The following is an 18,841-nucleotide window of genomic DNA, read 5'->3' as shown; positions in this document are numbered from 1 at the left end:
GTTAATGCTTAATGCTTTTTTTTGCGTGACCGTTGCCCATTGCATATTCCAGGCCACCTAATATGTGTTGTAAATACAGCGGATCTGCATAGGACTCTTTGGTATGCCCCATTTCGGTATAGAAAGCGCGGCCGCCTTCAAAATCATGGTACCAGCACATGGGGTGGTTGTCGCCGTTTTTGCCGCCTTCATAAGAGCTTTCATCTATCTTGATCAGCACATGCGTATCAGGATTAATGTTCTTAAAGTTATACCACTCGTCTTTGCGCACCCATTTTTCCGGCAGGTGTTTGGTAGCGGCATTGTTCCGGTCAACCACCAGCAGGGTAGCTTCCTGCTGTTTGGGATGGCTGAGGAACCACGCGCCTACCAGCTTGTTATACCATGGCCAGCCGTACTCCGTATCTGTGGCGGCATGGATGCCCATAAAGCCGCCGCCGTTGTGAATATAGCCTTCCATGGCCGCCTGCTGCTCATCGTTCAGCACATCGCCGGTGGTGCACAGGAACAGGATGGCCGAATATTTTTTCAGGTTATCCGGTGTAAATACGCTGGCGTCTTCGGTAGTATCTACCGCAAAACCATGCTCGCTGCCCAGCTTCATTACGGCCAGCTTGCCTACGGGTATACAATCATGCCGGAAGCCCATTGTCTTGGAAAATACCAGCAGCCTGGGTTTGGGCTTTGCCTGGATGCAGAGTGCCACTGCTAACAGCATGGCCAGGAGGGAGAGGTGTTTAGTTTTCATATGCGCGTAATAGTTAATTACGAATTGTCAATTACGAATTGGAATGCAGCGGATGGAGGTACCGAACGCTAAAGACTGAACGCTGAACGCTCAATACTAAATGCATTGAAATGTTAAGCGCTTTGCATTAAGTATTATACGTTTCGCTATAACGCGCACTTCCTGCAATTCGTAATTGCCAATTCGTAATTGATTAAAGAACGTGGATCTTAATATCTCTGTACCATACCTGGTGGCCGTGGTCCTGCAGGGAAATGTGCCCTTTTGTGAATTTGGCAAATCCCGGCCAGGTTTTGAACTTGCTGTTGGCCACCAGCTCTTTCCATTCGTTGGAGCCTATCATTACGTTTACGGTTTCTACGTTGTTAAGCCAAAAGGTAAGCTGGTTGTGGTTTTTGCGGATCTTTACCGTGTTCCACTCCCCTACCGGCTTTACAGCTTTTTCTGCAGATTTCTTCAGGTCGTACAGGTCGCCGGAGTTGTGTTTCACAATCTTTCCGTCCGGGTGGCGGGCATCATCCAGCACCTGCATTTCAGGGCCGGTGAGGTAGGTTTGTTTATACTCAGGATCTTCATGCACCATAAATATGATGCCGCTGTTGCCGCCTTCGGATATTTTCCACTGGAGGGTAAGCTCAAAGTTCTCATATTCGCCGTTGGTTACCAGGTCGCCGCCGGGTGCGCCGCCTTTTTTGGCCTCAGGGTCCAGCATCAGGGCGCCGTCTTCCACCTTCCAGGCGGGGCTGGCGTCTTTTTGCAGGTAGGTATGCCAGCCTTTGGTGGTTTTACCATCAAACAGCAGCTTCCAGCCTTCTTTTTTTTCTGTGCCTGATAACTTATTTACCTGTTGCGCCATGGCTGTTGTGGTAATGAGGGTGCCGGCCAGGAGCAAGCTTTTGAAAGAAAATTTCATAACCGAGTACTTTTAGAATTTTAGCAGTCTGTAATGTAGATAAGAATAATTGCTTTTGCCTATTGTTTTTTATGAACGGAATGGAACAAACGCTCCATGTGCTCCCGCGTAGCGGCAATTCCTTTCCTGTGCGTACCGCCTGCCTGGTGGCCGCATGGTTTCCGGATATTCAACATTTACTGGGTGAGCTGTTCCTGCGCAACAGGCAGTGCAGCGTTAACAGCGGAAAGGCAGCCTTGGGAGCCGCCTTTCCATTGTTATTTTATTTCAATGAAAGAATGTATTTCACCATTTCCCTGGCATCTTCTTTCTTTAAAGTGGGGTGAGGCACCATGGCTACATCGCCCCAGTTGCCGGAGCCACCGCTGATCACTTTATCAGCCAGGGTTTCAATGTTCTTGTCATTGCTTTCATATTTCTTGGCAATGTCTTTATAAGCCGGACCTACCAGCTTCACATCTTCCTTATGACAGGTTTTGCAATCCTGTTCATCAATTAAGGCCTGGCCCTTTGGTACGGGCGCGTTAGCACCGGGTGATACCATTGAACTGTCCACTGCCGCCCCTTCCTGGCCAGCCGTTGCGCTGCTGTTAGCCTGCTCACTGTTATTTTGCTGGCCGCCACCGCAGGCTGCAAAGAATAAGGCACTCAGTACAAACGGCGCCAAAAAACGCTTTCTCATGTTTGATTCTCGAAGTTTAGTTGTTAAATGTTGATCGTTTATGTCTATGCTGTTAGGCATTAGCTGTCAGCTTTTAGTGATTGCGTCCTTTTTTCTTTAGCTGCCGGCATTCAGCAGCCATCTGCCATTCACACGTTTGCAATTTTATACACCGGCCAATAGATAACGGCCAATAGCCACTGCTTTTACAGTCCCAGTATTTTCCTGTTCAGCGCTTCATTGGCACCGGTGCCGGCAAAATCGTCAAAGGCTTTTTCTGTAACTCTTATGATGTGGTCCTTAATGAAGGGCGCTCCTTCACGGGCGCCGTCTTCGGGGTGTTTCATACAACATTCCCATTCCATTACTGCCCAGCCATTAAATCCGTACTGCGTTAATTTACTGAAAACTGCTTTAAAATCCACCTGTCCGTCGCCCAGCGAGCGGAACCTGCCGGGGCGGTCTATCCAGGCCTGGTAACCGCCATACACGCCGGAACGGCCGGTTGGATTGAACTCAGCGTCCTTTACATGGAACATGCGGATGCGCTCGTGGTAGATGTCAATATACTCCAGATAATCCAAACATTGTAATACAAAATGACTGGGATCGTACAGGAGGCATGCGCGGGCGTGGTTGCCGGTAGCTTCCAGGAAGCGCTCGTAGGTAACGCCATCGTGCAGGTCTTCACCCGGGTGTATTTCGTAGCATACATCTACGCCGTTGGCATCAAACTCGTTCAGGATGGGCAGCCAGCGGTTAGCCAGCTCCTTAAACCCGGTTTCTACCAGGCCGGCGGGACGCTGCGGCCAGGGGTATACGGTATGCCACAGCAGAGCGCCGCTAAAAGTGGCGTGGGCGGTAAGGCCCAGGTTTTGACTGGCTTTGGCGGCATATTTCAGCTGCTGCACCGCCCATTGTGTACGCGCAGCCGGGTTGCCCCGGTACTGCCCGGGTGCAAAACCATCAAACAGCTCGTTATACGCCGGGTGCACAGCTACCAGCTGGCCCTGCAGGTGGGTGCTCAGCTCTGTTATTTCCAGGCCGGCGCCGTTTACAATACCTTTTATTTCATCTGCATAGGTTTTGCTTTCAGCCGCCTTTTGCAGGTCAATAAAGCTGCTTACCCAGGTAGGTATCTGCACGCCTTTAAAACCCAGGCCGCCAGCCCATTCACAAATACTTTTCAGGTTATTGAAAGGCGCTGCATCGCCTGCAAACTGCGCCAGGAATATTCCGGGACCTTTGATTGTTTTCATGTGTATCTATGTTTCCGTGAAAATGTAAAATATCAAATGTAAAATGCTGAATGTAAAAGTTGTATGCGAAAGCCAACGTTGGCATAAACTGCCTCCGCGCTCCCATACTTTTACATTTTACACTTAGCATTTTACATTTTAGATTTCATCAGATCTCAAATTTCGTCCACTTCTGCTCGCTCTGGGACGATTTCACCACATTGTCAATAAACGCCATGCCGCGCACGCCATCCTCAACACCGGGGAAATCCAGGGCTTCGGGCGAAGGCTGTGTGCCATCCAGCTTAGCCGTTAATGTAAGGGCAAAGTTGCGGTACAGGTTGGCAAATGCCTCCAGGTAACCTTCGGGGTGGCCGCCGGGGGTGCGGGTGTTATGAATGGCATAGCTGCTTTGGTAGCTGCCATAGCCGGCGCCGGCGCGGTATATCTGTGTGGGCTGGTCCAGCCATTTTACCAGCAGGGTGTTAGGCTCATGCTGCGCCCATTCCAGGCCGCCTTTTTCGCCGTATACGCGTATGCGTAATGCGTTTTCTTCACCGGCTGCTACCTGTGAAGCCTGCAGCACGCCGGCTGCGCCGTTATCAAACCGCAGCAGCACGCCGCCGTCGTCGTCCAGGGCGCGGCCCGGCACCAGTATGTTTAAATCGGCGCACAGCTTTTCTATTTTTGCGCCGGTGATATATTCTGCCAGGTTAGCGGCATGGGTGCCAATATCGCCCATACAGCCGCTTTTGCCGGAACGTTTGGGATCGGTTCTCCAGGCGGCCTGCGCGTTGCCTTCTTTCTCAGACATCCTGCTTAACCAGCCCTGGGGGTATTCTACCCATACTTTACGGATCTTGCCGAATGCGCCTTCCTTTACCATCTGGCGGGCCTGTTTTACCAGGGGATAGCCGGTGTAGGTGTGGGTAAGCAGCAGGGTAAGGCCGGTTTGCTCTACCTTGGCCTTCAGCTGTTTGGCTTCGTCCAGGGTAAAGGTGATGGGCTTTTCTATTACCACGTTAAAACCTTTGTCCAGCGCCATCATGGCGGGCTCAAAGTGGGCAAAGTTGGGCGTAACAATAGTTACAAAATCCAGCCGCTCGCCGGCAGGCCGGGCCGCTTCCTTTTCCAGCATGGTTTTAAAATCGGTGTAAATACGCTCGGGGTCGAGGAACAGCATTTTTCCCGACTCTACGGCTATCTCCGGGTGCACACTCAGCGCACCGGCTTTGAGCTCAATAAGGCCGTCCATATTGGCGGCTAAACGGTGGATTGCTCCGATGAAGGCATCCTTGCCGCCTCCGATCATTCCCATTCTTAGCTTACGGTTCATATACTTTAATTACGCTTTAATAGTTTGTAATTGTTGTTTTCTTCTTCCTTTCATGTAAAAGAAAAGCCCGGTAAAGGCTACTATCAGGACTATAGGGATGACTAAGGTTACTTTTAGTATTTCAGGACCGGCTACTGCCTGCGCCTGTACAAATGCGGCAGCCTCTGTGGTGCCTGCAGCGGCAGAGCGGTAAGCATCTATAGATGCGCCGGCGGGCAGCTGGGTGGCAATAATGCTATCATAAAACCCGCCCATGAAAAGCATATATAATGATACGGCAAACATACCGGCGCCGCCCATCAGGTTCATACCCAACGCACCGGATTCCGGGATATTTTCAGATACAAAGCCCAGCATGGTAGGCCAGAAATAAGTAACGCCCATACCAAAAATAAAGGCGCCCACGAATATCATGTTGCCGCTTACCGTGGCCAGCATGTACAAGCCTATTGCCGACAGGATGGCGGATATGAGCAGCACCCTGGTAGGATGCAGGCGGTGCACCACCGGCTCTGCCAGTCCCCTGCCCAGCGTTTGCACCCCGGCGGTTAAGGCTAATATCAGGATGGCATTTTCTGTTACGTTCTTCAGCAGCACCTCAATCCACTGGCCGGTAAACAGCTCGGTAATAGCAGTACCAAACATCAGTATGAACATTACAATAAACAGCGGGCTCACTACCGCCTTGTACATTTCGGCTGTAGATACGCCGGAGGCTACCCTTTCTGTTACCGGGAAATCGAGCTTCATAAATAAGTAACCATACAGCAATGTAGGTATGATCATGGTAGCTACCTGTACCTGCCAGCTAAGGCCAATGCGGTTAAACAGGAACACCAGCAGCGTGCCTACTACTATCCCCCCCGGGAACCAGAGGTGGAAGTGGTTTAACTTGGTGGTTTTATTGGTGGGGAAAATAGTGGCCACCAGCGGATTACAGGCTGCTTCCACCGTACCGTTGGCCATGCCTATGAACAGGGTGGAAAAGAACAGCGACCAGAAGCCGCTGGCAAACACGGTAAGCAATATGCCCAGCAGGTGCAGCAGAAAGGCGGCCAGCAGCAATCGTTTCATCCCGATAACATCCACAATAAACCCGCCTATTACCACCGCCAGCGGAAAGCCCCAGAAGGCTGTGCTGGTAATAATACTAAGCTCTTTTACATTCAGGTGAAACTCTATCCCCAGCCTTCCAAGAATACCGGCACGGATGCCGAAAGAGAGCGAAGTGACCAACAAGGCTAGGCAGCTGGCCACAAACAGTTTATTCGGCTGTATCCCTTTTTCCATAGTACGTGTGAATTTTAGTTTAGTTTTAGATGTGTTATTACTTATTATAGACCTTTAAAACGTTTAAATTTATAAAAACTTATTGCATATTTTTCACTCCCAAGGCTGATTATTTTGTTTTTATTGGATGGATGGAAACCCGCTGCCGCCAAAGGCTGTAAAAAATTCACTGCCAGGCTGCATCCTTCATGTACAGCTAAAAACGACAAACGGCCCGGCCCTGAATGATTACTTTACAGTTACCTGCTAATTAATACTGCCCTATCAGTAAATTATTCCTAATTTTACAGTCCTTGTAAAAATAAGTGTTGCTGACAGCTTGTCATTCATATTTTTATAAGCATACTATTTGCGTTGACCATTATTGCATTCAATAATTTATACTCATGTTAGGTTTTTTGACAAAAATTTTCGGCGGACATAAGTCTGAAAGAGATGTAAAGGCTATGCTGCCGCGTGTGAAACAGATCAATGAGGCGTTTGAAAAACTGCAATCCCTGCCTTTGGATGAGCTTCGTAATAAAACCCAGGTTTTCCGCCAACGGATCAAAGAACACCTGGCCAATATAGATGACGCCATTGCCGCTAAACAGGAAGCTGCAGACCAGGAAGCGGATGTTTCTACCAAAGACAGTATTTACCAGGAAATAGATAAGCTGAAAAAAGACCGCGACAAGCAGATTGAGGTAGTGCTGGATGAGCTGCTGCCCGAAGCTTTTGCCGTGGTAAAGGAAACCGCCCGCCGCCTTTCACAGAACAGCACCCTTACGGCTACTGCCACTGACCTGGACCGGCAGCTGGCAGTTACCAGGAATTACCTGACCATTGACGGTGACAAAGTGACGTGGAAGAACTCCTGGAATGCCGCCGGCAGTGAAATAACCTGGAACATGGTACACTACGATGTACAGCTGATAGGCGGTATGGTGCTGCACCAGGGTAAAATTGCGGAAATGGCTACCGGTGAAGGTAAAACACTGGTGTCTACCCTGCCCGCTTACCTGAATGCACTGGCAGGCGAAGGCGTGCACATTGTAACGGTGAACGATTACCTGGCCCGCCGTGACTCCGAGTGGAACGGCCCCCTCTTTGAATTCCTGGGCATTACAGTGGATTGTATTGACAAACACCAGCCCAATAGCGCGGAACGCCGCGATGCTTACTACGCAGATATTACCTATGGCACCAACAACGAATTTGGTTTTGACTACCTCCGTGATAACATGGTGCACAGCCCCGAGGAAATGGTGCAGCGCAAGCACCACTTTGCCATGGTGGATGAGGTGGATAGCGTGCTGGTAGACGACGCCCGTACCCCCCTGATTATTTCCGGCCCCATTCCCCGCGGTGACGAGCAGGAATTTCATGTGCTGAAGCCCCGCATACAACGCCTGGTGGAAGCACAAAGAAAAGTAACCACCCAGTCGCTGAACGACGCCAAGCGCTTAATAGCAGAAGGCAAGGACGATCCCAAAACAGGCGGTTTGGCGCTTATGCGCGCCTGGCGCGGGCTGCCCAAGAACAATGCCCTCATTAAATTCCTGAGCGAGCCCGGTATCAAGGTACTGCTGCAAAAAGCGGAAAACTATTACCTGGCCGATCAGCAGCGCGAAATGCCGAAAGTAGATGAAGAGCTGTATTTTCATATAGATGAAAAGAACAACAGCGTAGATCTTACCGATAAAGGCATTGCCCTGATCACACAGTCCGGCGAAGACGCCAATTTCTTTATAATGCCGGATGTAGGTTCTGAAATTGCAGAAATAGAAAAGCTCGACATTCCGGCAGAAGAAAAGCTGCAGCGTAAAGATGCGCTGCTGCAGGATTTTGCGCAGAAATCAGAGCGCATACACTCCGTGCAGCAACTGCTGAAAGCATACACCCTGTTTGAGAAAGACGTGGAATACGTGGTGATGGACGGTAAGGTAAAAATCGTGGACGAGCAAACCGGCCGTATACTGGAAGGCCGCCGCTACTCCGACGGTTTACACCAGGCCATTGAAGCCAAGGAAAGCGTGAAAGTGGAAGCCGCTACCCAAACCTTTGCCACCATTACCCTGCAGAACTACTTCCGTATGTACCACAAGCTGGCCGGTATGACCGGTACGGCGGTTACAGAAGCGGGCGAGTTCTGGGAAATATACAAGCTGGATGTAGTAACCATCCCCACCAATGTGCCGGTTACCCGTATTGACGCGGAAGACCTGGTGTACAAGACCAAACGCGATAAATACCGCGCCGTAATAGACGAGATCAAGAAGCTGCAGGCACAAGGCCGCCCGGTGCTGGTAGGTACCACCTCCGTTGAAGTATCTGAGCTGCTGGGTAAAATGCTCACCTTTGAAAAAATACAGCATAACGTACTGAACGCCAAACAGCACGCGCGTGAGGCCCAGATAGTGGCCGAAGCCGGTTTGTCGGGCGCCGTAACCATTGCCACCAACATGGCCGGCCGTGGTACGGATATTAAGCTGGGCCCCGGTGTGAAAGAAGCCGGCGGTTTGGCCATTATTGGTACGGAAAGGCACGAAAGCCGCCGTGTAGACCGCCAGCTGCGCGGCCGTGCCGGCCGCCAGGGCGACCCCGGTACCTCCCAGTTTTTTGTATCGCTGGAAGATGACCTGATGCGTATGTTCGGTTCTGACCGTATTGCCGGCCTGATGGACCGTATGGGCTATAAAGAAGGCGAAGTGATACAGCACAGCATGATCACCCGCTCCATTGAACGCGCGCAGAAAAAGGTGGAAGAAAACAACTTCGGCATCCGTAAACGCCTGCTGGAGTATGACGACGTAATGAATAAGCAGCGTACCGTAATATACGCTAAACGTAACCACGCCCTGTTTGGCGAGCGCCTGGCTATTGATATTGACAATGCTTTTTATGATGTAGCGGAAAATATTATTGCCACCCACAAGGAAACCGGCGATCATGAGGCCTTTTTGCTGGACGTGATCATGAACTTTTCCGTAGATACGGATATTACAGCAGAAGACCTGCTGAGAACAGATGTGGCCCTGCTGACCACCAAACTGTACCACCAGGCCAAAGAACATTACGACCGTAAAAAGCAGGAAATAGCCGCCAAAACGCTGCCGGTGATTGCGCAGATCTACAAGGAGCAAGGCCATCATATAGAGAACATTTCCATACCGTTCACCGACGGTAAAAAAGGCATTAATGTGCTGGCCAACCTGCAAAAGGTAGTGGAAACCCAGGGCCAGGAAACACTGAATGCGCTGGAACGCAGCATTACCCTGGCGCTGATAGATGATGCGTGGAAAGAGCACCTGCGCGCCATGGACGACCTGAAACAATCTGTACAGGGCGCTGTGTATGAGCAGAAAGACCCGCTGCTGGTATATAAGCTGGAGGCATTTAACCTGTTCAAACAAATGGATAGTGAAACCAGCCGCGATATTGTTTCGTTCCTGTGCAAAGGCGGTATTCCTGTACGGGAAGACCATCCCCGCGAGCAGATACGTGAAGGGCATGAACAGAAAACTGATATGAGCCGCATGCGCGCCTCTCACCAGGAGTTTGAAGGCAACGGCCACGGGCCGGCCCATACTGCTACTGCTGAACAAGAGTATGCAACCAATGCGGAGCCTGTACGCCAGGAACCGGTTCGTATAGGCCCCAAGGTAGGCCGCAACGATCCCTGCCCCTGCGGCAGCGGCAAGAAGTACAAGCAGTGCCACGGGAAAGAAGCGTAAAATCAATTACGAATTATCAATTACGAATTACGAATGAATGGAGAAATCTGTTAAATTCGTAATTCGTAATTTTTTTATTTATAATTGATCCATTGTCCCATGAAAACAATCTCCTGCTTCCTCATTCGTAATTGATAATTCGTAATTAATGACACTGAATAAATATATAGATCACACCATCCTAAAGCCTGTTACTACCAAAGAGGATATTAAAAACCTGTGCATGGAAGCGGTGGAGTATAATTTTGCCGCTGTGTGCGTGCCGCCGCCCTTTGTGAAAATGGCAAAAGCTTTTACCGGCGGCACGGATGTGAAAGTAGCTACGGTTATTGGGTTTCCATTTGGATATTCAGCCATTGAAGCCAAGGTAGCGGAAACCGTACTTGCCATTGTAGATGAGGCAGATGAGCTGGATATGGTGGCCAACCTGATTGCCATCCGCAACGGCGACTGGGCGTACCTGGAAAAAGAAATATCCACAGTACTGCCCATTATCCGCAGCAAAAAGAAGGTGATTAAAGTGATTATTGAAAGTGGCATATTATTGGAAGATGAGATTGTGCAATGCTGTGCCTTATACACCAAATACGCGGTGGATTTTGTGAAAACCTCTACCGGGTATGCGGAAAAAGGAGCCAGTGTGGCAGCAGTACAGCTAATGCGGCAGCATTTGCCGGCTAACATACAAATAAAAGCATCGGGCGGTATTCGTACCTTTGCTTTTGCGCAGGAGCTGATAGCTGCTGGTGCAGCCCGGCTGGGATGCAGCGCCAGCGTAGCGATCATGAAGGAAAGCAGGGCATGACGTGCAGATGAATGGAATGATAGGAATGTTGTAAATATGCAGATGATGGGAATGCAAAGGAGCAAACAGATGAATGAGATGAGAAGCATTGCCGCCGCTATTATTAATTCTTAATTCTTCATTATTAATTATATATGAAATATCTGATTACAGCAGCTCTGGTACTAGCGGGGAGTATGGCCTTTGCACAGGACAGCACCCTGGCAGCCAACATGGGGAATGTAAGAGTGGTTAAAGACAGCCGCATTGATATGCTTATCAAAAAGCAGATCTACATCAACACCCTGGCCATCCGCAACCAGCCCGGTTTTCGTGTACAGGTGATCACTACCAACCGCCGCACCGCTGCCAATGAAGCTAAAGCCCGCGTAATGCAGGCCTATCCCGATTACCGCACCTACCTTGATTTTCAGGCCCCCTATTTTAAAGTACGCGTAGGCGATTTTAAAACCCGGGAAGAAGCCACCGAGCTGCGGGAAAAACTGTCAAACCTGTTTCCTAACGGCGTGTTCGTAGTGCCTGCCATCATCAATGTATCTCCGGATAAAGAATTACTGAATGAAGACACGTATTAAGTCACTGGCCAGGGAATATGCTCCTGCATTTATAGATATCCGGCACCACATTCACTCCCATCCTGAACTTTCTTTCCAGGAACATGCCACTTCCCGGTTCATACAGCAAAAGCTGGATGAATTTGGCGTACGCTACCAGGCCAATGTGGCCGGTACCGGCGTAATAGCGCTGGTAGAGGGCAAAAACCCATCTAAACGTACCGTGGCCATCCGCGCGGATATTGATGCCCTGCCGATTGTAGAAGCCAACAATGTACCTTATAAATCAAAGCACGAAGGCATTATGCATGCCTGCGGGCATGATGTGCACACCACCTGCATACTGGGCGCTACCCGCATACTGCAGCAGGTAAAAGATGAATTTGAAGGCACCGTAAAAGTGCTGTTCCAGCCCGGGGAAGAAAAACATCCCGGCGGGGCCAGCCTTATGATCAAAGAAGGCGCGCTGGAAAACCCGCGCCCCCAGGCCATTTTAGGCCTGCATGTGCAGCCCGCCATGGAAACCGGCCTGCTGGGTTTCCGCAGCGGCAAATACATGGCCAGCGCGGATGAAATTTACATTACTATTAAAGGCAAAGGCGGGCATGCAGCTGCGCCGCACCTTACGGTAGATACTATTTTAGTAGCCTCCCACCTGGTAGTAAGCCTGCAGCAGATCATCAGCCGCAACAACGATCCTTTTTCCCCTTCTGTACTTTCTATTTGCGCCTTTAACGGCGGCCATACCACCAATGTAATTCCCAGTGAGGTAAAGCTGATGGGTACTTTCCGCGCTATGGACGAAACCTGGCGCTTTAAAGCCCATGAGCTGATCAAAAAGCAGGCTACAGCGCTGGCGCAAGGCATGGGTGCCGATATTGACATTGAAATATTAGTAGGCTATCCTACCCTGTTCAATAACGAAGCGCTCACCACCCAGGCCCGCTCGCTTGCCAAAGCTTACCTGGGCGCCGAACAGGTGGTAGATACCGAAGTACGTATGGGAGCTGAAGACTTTGCTTTCTATTCACAGGTAATACCAGCCTGCTTTTTCCGCCTTGGCACCGGCAACAAGGCCCGGGGCATTACTTCGGGCGTGCACACGCCTACTTTTGACATTGACGAAAGGGCTATTGAAATAGGCATGGGAGCAATGGCGTATATGGCAGCTACACTAGAGCCGATTACGAATTAGTTAATTACGAATTGGGCGTTGTGTAATGAGTGGCAAGTGGTACATGAAAATATGAGTGGGTTTTCCTGACCTGGTGTAAAACTAATAGTTGATTAATATAATTTAAAAAGAAAAAGCCTCAATCATTGCAGTTAATGATTGAGGCTTTTTCTTATATGCTATTGTTCAAAAATTACGGGTGACCGGTTGCGCACTGATATTTCAGACATACATTGCCATCAAAACACCATTGCTCTCAATTCGTAATTGCCCTACAGTTCGGGGTATAGCGGGAATTGCCCCATAAAGCCGTTCACCTCTTTGCGGATCTTTGTGATCAAAGCATCGTTATCGGCATCCATCAGCAGCTCATCTATCCACTGCACTACCTGGGGCATGTGTTCTTCTTTCATGCCCCGGGTGGTAACAGCAGGCACCCCTATGCGAATACCGGATGTTACAAAGGCGGATTTATCATCAAAAGGCACCATGTTCTTGTTAACGGTAATATCTGCCTTTACCAGCGTTTGCTCTGCCTTTTTACCGGAAATATTCTTGTTGCGCAGGTCTATCAGCAGCAGGTGGTTGTCAGTACCGCCGGAAATAATCTGGTAGCCTTTATCGGTAAATGCTTTACCCATGGCCTGTGCATTCTTCAGTACCTGGCGGGCATAAGCACCATATTCATCCGTGAGTATTTCAAAGAAAGATACTGCCTTTGCAGCAATCACATGTTCCAGCGGGCCGCCCTGTATGCCGGGAAATACGGCGGTGTCCAGCAGGGAGCTCATCATGCGGATTTCTCCTTTCGGCGTTTTCAGGCCAAAAGGATTTTCAAAATCCTTGCCCAGCAGGATCATACCGCCGCGGGGACCGCGCAGTGTTTTATGGGTGGTAGTAGTTACAAAGTGGCAGTGGCTGAAAGGTGAGTTCAGCAAGCCTTTGGCAATAAGGCCCGCGGGGTGGGCAATATCTGCCATTACAAAAGCGCCTACCTGATCGGCAATAGCGCGGATGCGTTTATAATCCCAATCGCGGCTGTAAGCGCTGGCGCCGCAGATAATCAGCTTCGGCTTTTCTTTCAGCGCAATCTCTTCCATTTTATCATATTCCACCAGGCCGGTTTCCCGGTTTACCCCGTAAAAGAAGGGCTGGTACAGCTTGCCGGAATAGTTTACGGCAGAACCGTGCGTAAGGTGGCCGCCCATGCTCAGGTCAAGACCCAGTATTTTATCGCCGGGCTGCAGAATAGCCATCATTACCGCGGCATTGGCCTGTGCGCCGGAGTGCGGCTGCACATTGGCATATGCTACCCCAAATATCTGTTTGGCGCGGTCTATAGCCAGCTGCTCGCTCTGGTCCACTATTTCGCAACCACCATAATACCTGCGGCCGGGATATCCCTCTGCATATTTATTGGTTAATACTGTACCCATGGCCTGCATTACCTGCAAGCTGGTAAAGTTTTCAGAAGCGATCAGTTCAATGCCGTGGCGCTGACGTTCGAGTTCCTGGCCGATGATATTAAATATCTGGGTGTCCCTTTGCATAAAGCGTAAAAATTTGCTGCAAAAATAGTGGAAAGGGGAATGAAATGCAATTTTCACTATCTTCACGCCCCTGGGGCCATATCCGGCCGGGGAAGTACGCGCTGAAGCAACAAACAGCGGCACACCAAATTATCTAAACCTAACGCCAAGTATGAAGGCCATAATACCAGTAGCAGGTGCGGGCACCAAGCTGCGCCCGCATACATATACGCAACCTAAAGCGCTGATACCATTAGCAGGGAGAACAATCCTGAGCATTATTATAGACCAGCTTGTAGAAGCCGGCATACAGGAATTTGTGTTTGTAGTAGGTTACCTGGGCGAAAAAATACAGCATTACGTACAGCAGAAATATCCCGGGCTTACCTGCCACTTTGTACAGCAGAACAGCCGGGAAGGTACCGGCCATGCCATATTGCTTACCCGTGATGTAGTACAGAACGATGAAATACTGATAGTGCTGGGCGATACCATTTGCGAAGGCGATTACAGTGAGCTGATTAACTCACCCGTATCTATGCTGGGGCTGAAAAAGGTAGATGACCCCCGTAACTTCGGCGTGGCGGAAATTAACGAAGCAGGCCTTATTACCCGCGTGGTGGAAAAGCCGCAGATACCTAAGTCAAACCTGGCGCTGGTGGGCCTGTACAAGATAAAAGAAACCGCGCAGCTGTACGATTGCCTGCAGCATAACATTGACCAGCAAATAAAATCGCACGACGAATACCAGCTGACCGATGCGCTGGAATGCATGATACAGCACAACGTACAGTTCAAACCTTTTAAAGTGAGCAACTGGTTTGACTGCGGGCGCAAGGAAACTTTGCTGGAAACCAACGCCATCCTGCTCAAAAAATACAAGCTGGCCAATAACCCGGTGCTGCCGTACGAAAGCACCATTATTATACCGCCGGTAAGTATTGGCGAAGGCTGTAACATTAAACACTCCATCATAGGCCCTAATGTAGCCATTGGCGATAATACCGTGATCAGCTATTCCATTGTAAAAGATTCTATTATCGGCACCTACACCAACCTGTATGAAGTAGTGCTTAAACAATCACTGATAGGCAGCGACGCCAATATCCGCGGGCTTAGCCAAAGCCTGAATATAGGCGACAATACCGAGATAGACCTGGGGTGATCGTAATTGAATAATTCGTAATTCTCCATGCATAATCGTATTACGCAGCTCTTCAACATCCGTTATCCCATTATACAGGCCGGTATGGTATGGGCCAGCGGCTGGCGTTTAGCCAGCGCCGTTAGTAACGCCGGCGGGCTGGGATTAATTGGCGCCGGCAGCATGTACCCCCACGTGCTGGAAGAACACATCCGTAAATGCAAACAGGCCACGCAGCAACCTTTTGGCGTGAATGTGCCTCTGCTGTACCCGGACATTGACCAGCTGATGCAGATCATTATCCGCGAAGGAGTGAAAATTGTTTTCACCAGCGCCGGCAATCCCAAAACCTGGACTCCTGTGCTGAAGGCAGCAGGCATTACAGTGGTGCACGTAGTATCCAGCTCGGCATTTGCCGTTAAAAGCCAGGCAGCAGGGGTAGATGCGGTGGTAGCAGAAGGGTTTGAAGCCGGCGGGCATAACGGGCGTGAAGAAACCACCTCAATGGTGCTGATACCCGCCGTATGCAGCCAGGTGCAGGTGCCGGTAATAGCTGCGGGCGGCATTGGCTCTGGCAAAGCCATGGCAGCGGCTTTTGCCCTGGGCGCAGCAGGCGTGCAGGTAGGCAGCCGGTTTGTAGCCACGCCTGAAGCCTCTTCTCATATAAGCTTTAAGGAAGCTGTGCTGGCCGCCAAAGAGGGCGACACTGCACTGTCACTTAAAAAATTAACACCGGTTCGGCTGATCCGGAACCGGTTCTATGAAAGCGTAAAGGCAGCGGAAGACCGGGGCGCCAATACCGGGGAGCTGTTAGCGCTGCTGGGCCGTGGCCGCGCAAAAAAAGGCATGTTTGAAGGGCAGCTGGACGAGGGAGAGCTGGAAATAGGGCAGGTAAGCGCGCTGATACATGCTATTCAGCCGGCAGCAGCAGTGGTACAGGAAATATGGGATGAGTTTTTACAAACCTGCCACCGCCTTTCGGGGCTGGTGTAACCTGCAGCGCTTGTAGTTTTCACCCCTGCATAAACCGCGCCGGCCACATTCCGGCGAGATTATGATTTGTTTAACAAAAATTTGTATTAACTTACTTTTCAATTACAGCGATAAGCAATCTCCAACATCTGTTTTACTGCCATCTCCGGTAGTTTTCGATTCTGTTGTCTTACTTAATTGCCTGTTAGTATTTCCTTTTAAAAAAAGTGAACTTTGTATGAACATTAATGTGTCGAACCTTATGCCCTCTTTCCGTGAAGAAGACCTGCGTAAACTATTTACAAAATTTGGCCAGGTGGCCTCCTGCAATATTATTACGGATATATTCACCGGCGCCTCCAAGGGCACCGCAACAGTAGAAATGCCGGACAACAACGCAGCCATGGAAGCCATAGCCCAGCTGGACGGGCAGCGTATCAACGGCCGGCCCATTGCCGTGAGCATGGCCGCCAAGCGACCCATGCAACCCGCCGGCAGCCGTATGCGTTACGGCCATTAGTCCTTTTTACAATCAGCCTTTCCTTACCACCCATTTGGCAGCTTCTTTCAGCGTAATTTTTTTACCATACATTAAAATGCCTGTGCGGTATATCTTGCCCGCCAGCCAGGTAGTAAGTAAAAAACCCGCCACCAGCAACAATATGGAAAGTCCCAGCTCCCAGTAAGCCACTGTACCCGGCACGCCGTATGGCAGCCGCGCCATCATTACCATGGGCGATGTAAAAGGTATAATGCTGCCCCATACCGCCAATGTGCTGTTGGGGTTTTGTACGGCCGAAACCATTACCATAATACCAATAATAATAGGTAAGGTAATGGGAAAGGTAAGTCCCTGTATATCGTTGGGGTCTTCATTTACCAGGCTGCCCACGGCTGCAAACAGCGCTGAATAGAACAGGTACCCTCCCAGGAAGTAAAAGATAAAACAGCTGATCAGCAGCCCCCAGTTAATACTGCCTGCTATAAACTGCATTTTTTCCACGGCATCTGCCATGGCGGCATTGTTGGCATTTTGCGCCATTACGCCGCCCTGGTTAATGCTGTGTATTGCATCTGCCGGCAAAAACAGCGGCAGCAGCATTTGTATGCCAACCAGCAGCACGCCCCATATCAGGAACTGCAGCAGGCCCACGCCTGCAATGCCAATGATCTTGCCCATCATGAGTTGGAAGGGTTTTACGCTGGACACCATTACTTCCGCAATGCGGCTTACTTTTTCTTCCATTACGCCGCGCATTACCGACATGCCAAACACCATCAGTATAATATAGATAATGAACCCGCTGGCGTACCCTACTCCATACGCCACAGCGGAGCTGCCTTTGGTTTCTTCATCCCCGCTGCGGAAATCTATTTTAACGTTGCTCTTTACGTCTTCCAGCTGCCGGCGGTCAATGCCGGCCAACTCCATGCGCTTCTTTTCTATCACATCATTGATCTCCCGGTTGAGGTTACTCTCCAGCCCAATGCTGGCGCGGCCCTTACTGTAATACGCAATGCCGCTGGGCCGGTTAATATCTATATCCGGTATGTACAGTACACCCGAATACCCGTACTCCTGGTACTTTTGTTTAAAGGTGTCAATCTTCACCGCTACCAGCGGTTTAAAGTAAAGGCCTTTGGCATCGGGCAGCTTGCCCGTGAAAAGGCCGCTTTCGTCTATTACTGCAATACGCTTGTTCTCCTCACCTTTTACTGCTATCAGTATAGGTATGATAATAACGCCGGCAAAGAACACCGGTATCAGCAGCGTAAGTATCAAAAAGCTTTTTTTGCGTACGCGTGTACGGAATTCTCTTTTTATGATGAGCCAGATCTTATGCATATGCTTCGGTTTTCTGTACCTGGGTAATAAATATTTCGTTGAGGGTGGGCAGTATTTCTTCAAAGTGGGTAACCGGTATATCGTGCTGTATAAAGTGGCGCAGTATATCGTTGGTGCTGCTGTCTTCATTCAGCTTTACGGTATAGGCATGGTCATGCTGCTGAATAATCGTGAAATGGTGGGTGGCCATTTGCGCAAAGTTAGGCAGGGCGCCTACGCCTATGCGGAACAGGTGCTGCTTAAAGGTTTGCTTTATTTCGCGCACGGCGCCGTCCAGCAGCTTATGGCCTTTGTTTACCAGTATAATGCGGTCGCATATTTCCTCTACCTGCTCCATGCGGTGGGTGCTGAAAATAACGGTGGTGCCGGCTTTGCTGAGGTCAAATATCTCCTGTTTGATGAGGTTAGCATTCAGCGGGTCCAGGCCGGAGAAAGGTTCATCCAGTATGAGCAGGGCGGGGTTGTGCACAATGGTGCAAATGAACTGCACCTTCTGCTGCATGCCTTTGCTCAGCTCCTCTACCTTCTTGTTCCACCAGGAGTTCATTTCGAACTTATTGAACCAGTACTTCACCTTTTCAAGCGCCTCTTTTTCAGACAGGCCTTTGAGCTGCGCCAGGTACAGGGCCTGCTCTCCTACTTTCATTTTCTTGTACAGCCCTTTTTCTTCGGGCATATAGCCAATGGCATGTATATCTTCCGGGGCGTTAAACGGCCGGCCCTTGAACAGGATGTTGCCTTCATCCGGGAAAAAAATGCCGGTGATCATACGCAGCAGGGTGGTTTTGCCGGCGCCGTTGGGCCCCAGCAGCCCGAAAATGCTGCCCTGTGGAATAACAAAGCTGATGTCGTCCACTGCTTTATGCGTGGCATAATACTTTTTAAGGTGCTGCACCTCCAGTAAGTTCATACTAC

At 50.0% G+C, this 18,841-nt stretch carries 16 protein-coding genes; 7 read left to right on the top strand and 9 right to left on the bottom strand.

The genetic code is table 11. The features are described from left to right. Nucleotide 1: 1 nt before the first annotated feature. The 6 genes from VFS25_RS17635 to VFS25_RS17610 all read right to left on the bottom strand — a co-directional run bounded on the left by VFS25_RS17635 (nucleotide 2) and on the right by VFS25_RS17610 (nucleotide 6,186). Nucleotides 2-748 carry a ThuA domain-containing protein gene (locus VFS25_RS17635; RefSeq protein ID WP_326463487.1) on the bottom strand — a complete coding sequence of 249 codons (747 nt, stop codon included), beginning with the start codon at nucleotides 746-748 and terminating at the stop codon, nucleotides 2-4. Nucleotides 749-941: 193 nt separating this feature from the next. Further along, entirely contained in the window at nucleotides 942-1,661 is a 720-nt protein-coding gene (locus tag VFS25_RS17630) for a DUF1080 domain-containing protein (RefSeq protein ID WP_326463486.1), read from the bottom strand. Between the two features lie 262 nt (nucleotides 1,662-1,923). Further along, nucleotides 1,924-2,343 (bottom strand): c-type cytochrome, encoded by a 420-nt coding sequence (locus VFS25_RS17625; RefSeq protein WP_326463485.1) that lies wholly within the window; start codon nucleotides 2,341-2,343, stop codon nucleotides 1,924-1,926. A 185-nt stretch (nucleotides 2,344-2,528) separates the two neighbouring features. Beyond that, nucleotides 2,529-3,581 carry a sugar phosphate isomerase/epimerase gene (locus tag VFS25_RS17620; RefSeq protein WP_326463484.1) on the bottom strand — a complete coding sequence of 351 codons (1,053 nt, stop codon included), beginning with the start codon at nucleotides 3,579-3,581 and terminating at the stop codon, nucleotides 2,529-2,531. 148 nt (nucleotides 3,582-3,729) lie between these two features. After that, complete coding sequence (locus VFS25_RS17615) at nucleotides 3,730-4,896, bottom strand: Gfo/Idh/MocA family oxidoreductase (RefSeq protein WP_326463483.1); 1,167 nt, start codon at nucleotides 4,894-4,896, stop codon at nucleotides 3,730-3,732. Between the two features lie 9 nt (nucleotides 4,897-4,905). After that, complete coding sequence (locus VFS25_RS17610; protein ID WP_326463482.1) at nucleotides 4,906-6,186, bottom strand: MFS transporter; 1,281 nt, start codon at nucleotides 6,184-6,186, stop codon at nucleotides 4,906-4,908. 386 nt (nucleotides 6,187-6,572) lie between these two features. Between VFS25_RS17610 and secA the strand changes: the two genes are divergently transcribed. From secA to VFS25_RS17590, 4 genes are all read left to right on the top strand, one after another. Next, nucleotides 6,573-9,902, top strand: a complete 3,330-nt coding sequence (gene secA / locus VFS25_RS17605) for a preprotein translocase subunit SecA (RefSeq protein ID WP_349256395.1) — start codon at nucleotides 6,573-6,575, stop codon at nucleotides 9,900-9,902. A gap of 148 nt (nucleotides 9,903-10,050) precedes the next feature. Next, nucleotides 10,051-10,707: a deoxyribose-phosphate aldolase gene (gene deoC / locus VFS25_RS17600; RefSeq protein WP_326463480.1), complete on the top strand. Its 657-nt coding sequence runs from the start codon at nucleotides 10,051-10,053 to the stop codon at nucleotides 10,705-10,707. Between the two features lie 134 nt (nucleotides 10,708-10,841). After that, entirely contained in the window at nucleotides 10,842-11,282 is a 441-nt protein-coding gene (locus tag VFS25_RS17595) for an SPOR domain-containing protein (RefSeq protein ID WP_326463479.1), read from the top strand. Beyond that, nucleotides 11,266-12,456, top strand: a complete 1,191-nt coding sequence (locus tag VFS25_RS17590; RefSeq protein WP_326463478.1) for a M20 family metallopeptidase — start codon at nucleotides 11,266-11,268, stop codon at nucleotides 12,454-12,456. Before VFS25_RS17595 ends, VFS25_RS17590 begins: the two co-directional genes overlap by 17 nt. 251 nt (nucleotides 12,457-12,707) lie before the next feature. Here the strand turns inward: VFS25_RS17590 and glyA are convergent, their stop codons facing one another. Then, nucleotides 12,708-13,985 (bottom strand): serine hydroxymethyltransferase, encoded by a 1,278-nt coding sequence (glyA, locus tag VFS25_RS17585; protein WP_326463477.1) that lies wholly within the window; start codon nucleotides 13,983-13,985, stop codon nucleotides 12,708-12,710. A 151-nt stretch (nucleotides 13,986-14,136) separates the two neighbouring features. Between glyA and VFS25_RS17580 the strand changes: the two genes are divergently transcribed. The 3 genes from VFS25_RS17580 to VFS25_RS17570 all read left to right on the top strand — a co-directional run bounded on the left by VFS25_RS17580 (nucleotide 14,137) and on the right by VFS25_RS17570 (nucleotide 16,600). Then, nucleotides 14,137-15,129: a sugar phosphate nucleotidyltransferase gene (locus tag VFS25_RS17580; protein WP_326463476.1), complete on the top strand. Its 993-nt coding sequence runs from the start codon at nucleotides 14,137-14,139 to the stop codon at nucleotides 15,127-15,129. Between the two features lie 27 nt (nucleotides 15,130-15,156). Further along, nucleotides 15,157-16,101 carry an NAD(P)H-dependent flavin oxidoreductase gene (locus VFS25_RS17575; RefSeq protein WP_326463475.1) on the top strand — a complete coding sequence of 315 codons (945 nt, stop codon included), beginning with the start codon at nucleotides 15,157-15,159 and terminating at the stop codon, nucleotides 16,099-16,101. Between the two features lie 217 nt (nucleotides 16,102-16,318). Then, entirely contained in the window at nucleotides 16,319-16,600 is a 282-nt protein-coding gene (locus VFS25_RS17570) for an RNA-binding protein (protein WP_326463474.1), read from the top strand. A 12-nt stretch (nucleotides 16,601-16,612) separates the two neighbouring features. On the opposite strand, the gene VFS25_RS17565 is transcribed toward VFS25_RS17570, so the two are convergent. Both VFS25_RS17565 and VFS25_RS17560 read right to left on the bottom strand, forming a co-directional pair. Next, complete coding sequence (locus VFS25_RS17565) at nucleotides 16,613-17,926, bottom strand: ABC transporter permease (protein ID WP_326463473.1); 1,314 nt, start codon at nucleotides 17,924-17,926, stop codon at nucleotides 16,613-16,615. Further along, complete coding sequence (locus VFS25_RS17560; protein ID WP_326463472.1) at nucleotides 17,919-18,836, bottom strand: ABC transporter ATP-binding protein; 918 nt, start codon at nucleotides 18,834-18,836, stop codon at nucleotides 17,919-17,921. The genes VFS25_RS17565 and VFS25_RS17560 overlap by 8 nt, the downstream gene beginning before the upstream one ends. Nucleotides 18,837-18,841: the final 5 nt, after the last annotated feature.

This window comes from Chitinophaga sp. (genome assembly GCF_035761305.1).
In the GTDB taxonomy this organism is placed as follows: Bacteria; Bacteroidota; Bacteroidia; order Chitinophagales; family Chitinophagaceae; genus Chitinophaga.
Note: the sequence above shows the minus strand (reverse complement) of the source record. Positions and strands in the feature narration are given on the sequence as shown.

Coding starts and splice junctions, on each gene's coding strand:
- deoC (WP_326463480.1), top strand. CDS start 10,051: ATGACACTGAATAAATATATAGATCACACCATCCTAAAGCCTGTTACT.
- VFS25_RS17590 (WP_326463478.1), top strand. CDS start 11,266: ATGAAGACACGTATTAAGTCACTGGCCAGGGAATATGCTCCTGCATTT.
- VFS25_RS17575 (WP_326463475.1), top strand. CDS start 15,157: ATGCATAATCGTATTACGCAGCTCTTCAACATCCGTTATCCCATTATA.
- VFS25_RS17625 (WP_326463485.1), bottom strand. CDS start 2,343: ATGAGAAAGCGTTTTTTGGCGCCGTTTGTACTGAGTGCCTTATTCTTT.
- glyA (WP_326463477.1), bottom strand. CDS start 13,985: ATGCAAAGGGACACCCAGATATTTAATATCATCGGCCAGGAACTCGAA.
- VFS25_RS17615 (WP_326463483.1), bottom strand. CDS start 4,896: ATGAACCGTAAGCTAAGAATGGGAATGATCGGAGGCGGCAAGGATGCC.
- VFS25_RS17580 (WP_326463476.1), top strand. CDS start 14,137: ATGAAGGCCATAATACCAGTAGCAGGTGCGGGCACCAAGCTGCGCCCG.
- VFS25_RS17570 (WP_326463474.1), top strand. CDS start 16,319: ATGAACATTAATGTGTCGAACCTTATGCCCTCTTTCCGTGAAGAAGAC.
- secA (WP_349256395.1), top strand. CDS start 6,573: ATGTTAGGTTTTTTGACAAAAATTTTCGGCGGACATAAGTCTGAAAGA.
- VFS25_RS17610 (WP_326463482.1), bottom strand. CDS start 6,186: ATGGAAAAAGGGATACAGCCGAATAAACTGTTTGTGGCCAGCTGCCTA.
- VFS25_RS17635 (WP_326463487.1), bottom strand. CDS start 748: ATGAAAACTAAACACCTCTCCCTCCTGGCCATGCTGTTAGCAGTGGCA.
- VFS25_RS17630 (WP_326463486.1), bottom strand. CDS start 1,661: ATGAAATTTTCTTTCAAAAGCTTGCTCCTGGCCGGCACCCTCATTACC.
- VFS25_RS17560 (WP_326463472.1), bottom strand. CDS start 18,836: ATGAACTTACTGGAGGTGCAGCACCTTAAAAAGTATTATGCCACGCAT.
- VFS25_RS17565 (WP_326463473.1), bottom strand. CDS start 17,926: ATGCATAAGATCTGGCTCATCATAAAAAGAGAATTCCGTACACGCGTA.
- VFS25_RS17620 (WP_326463484.1), bottom strand. CDS start 3,581: ATGAAAACAATCAAAGGTCCCGGAATATTCCTGGCGCAGTTTGCAGGC.
- VFS25_RS17595 (WP_326463479.1), top strand. CDS start 10,842: ATGAAATATCTGATTACAGCAGCTCTGGTACTAGCGGGGAGTATGGCC.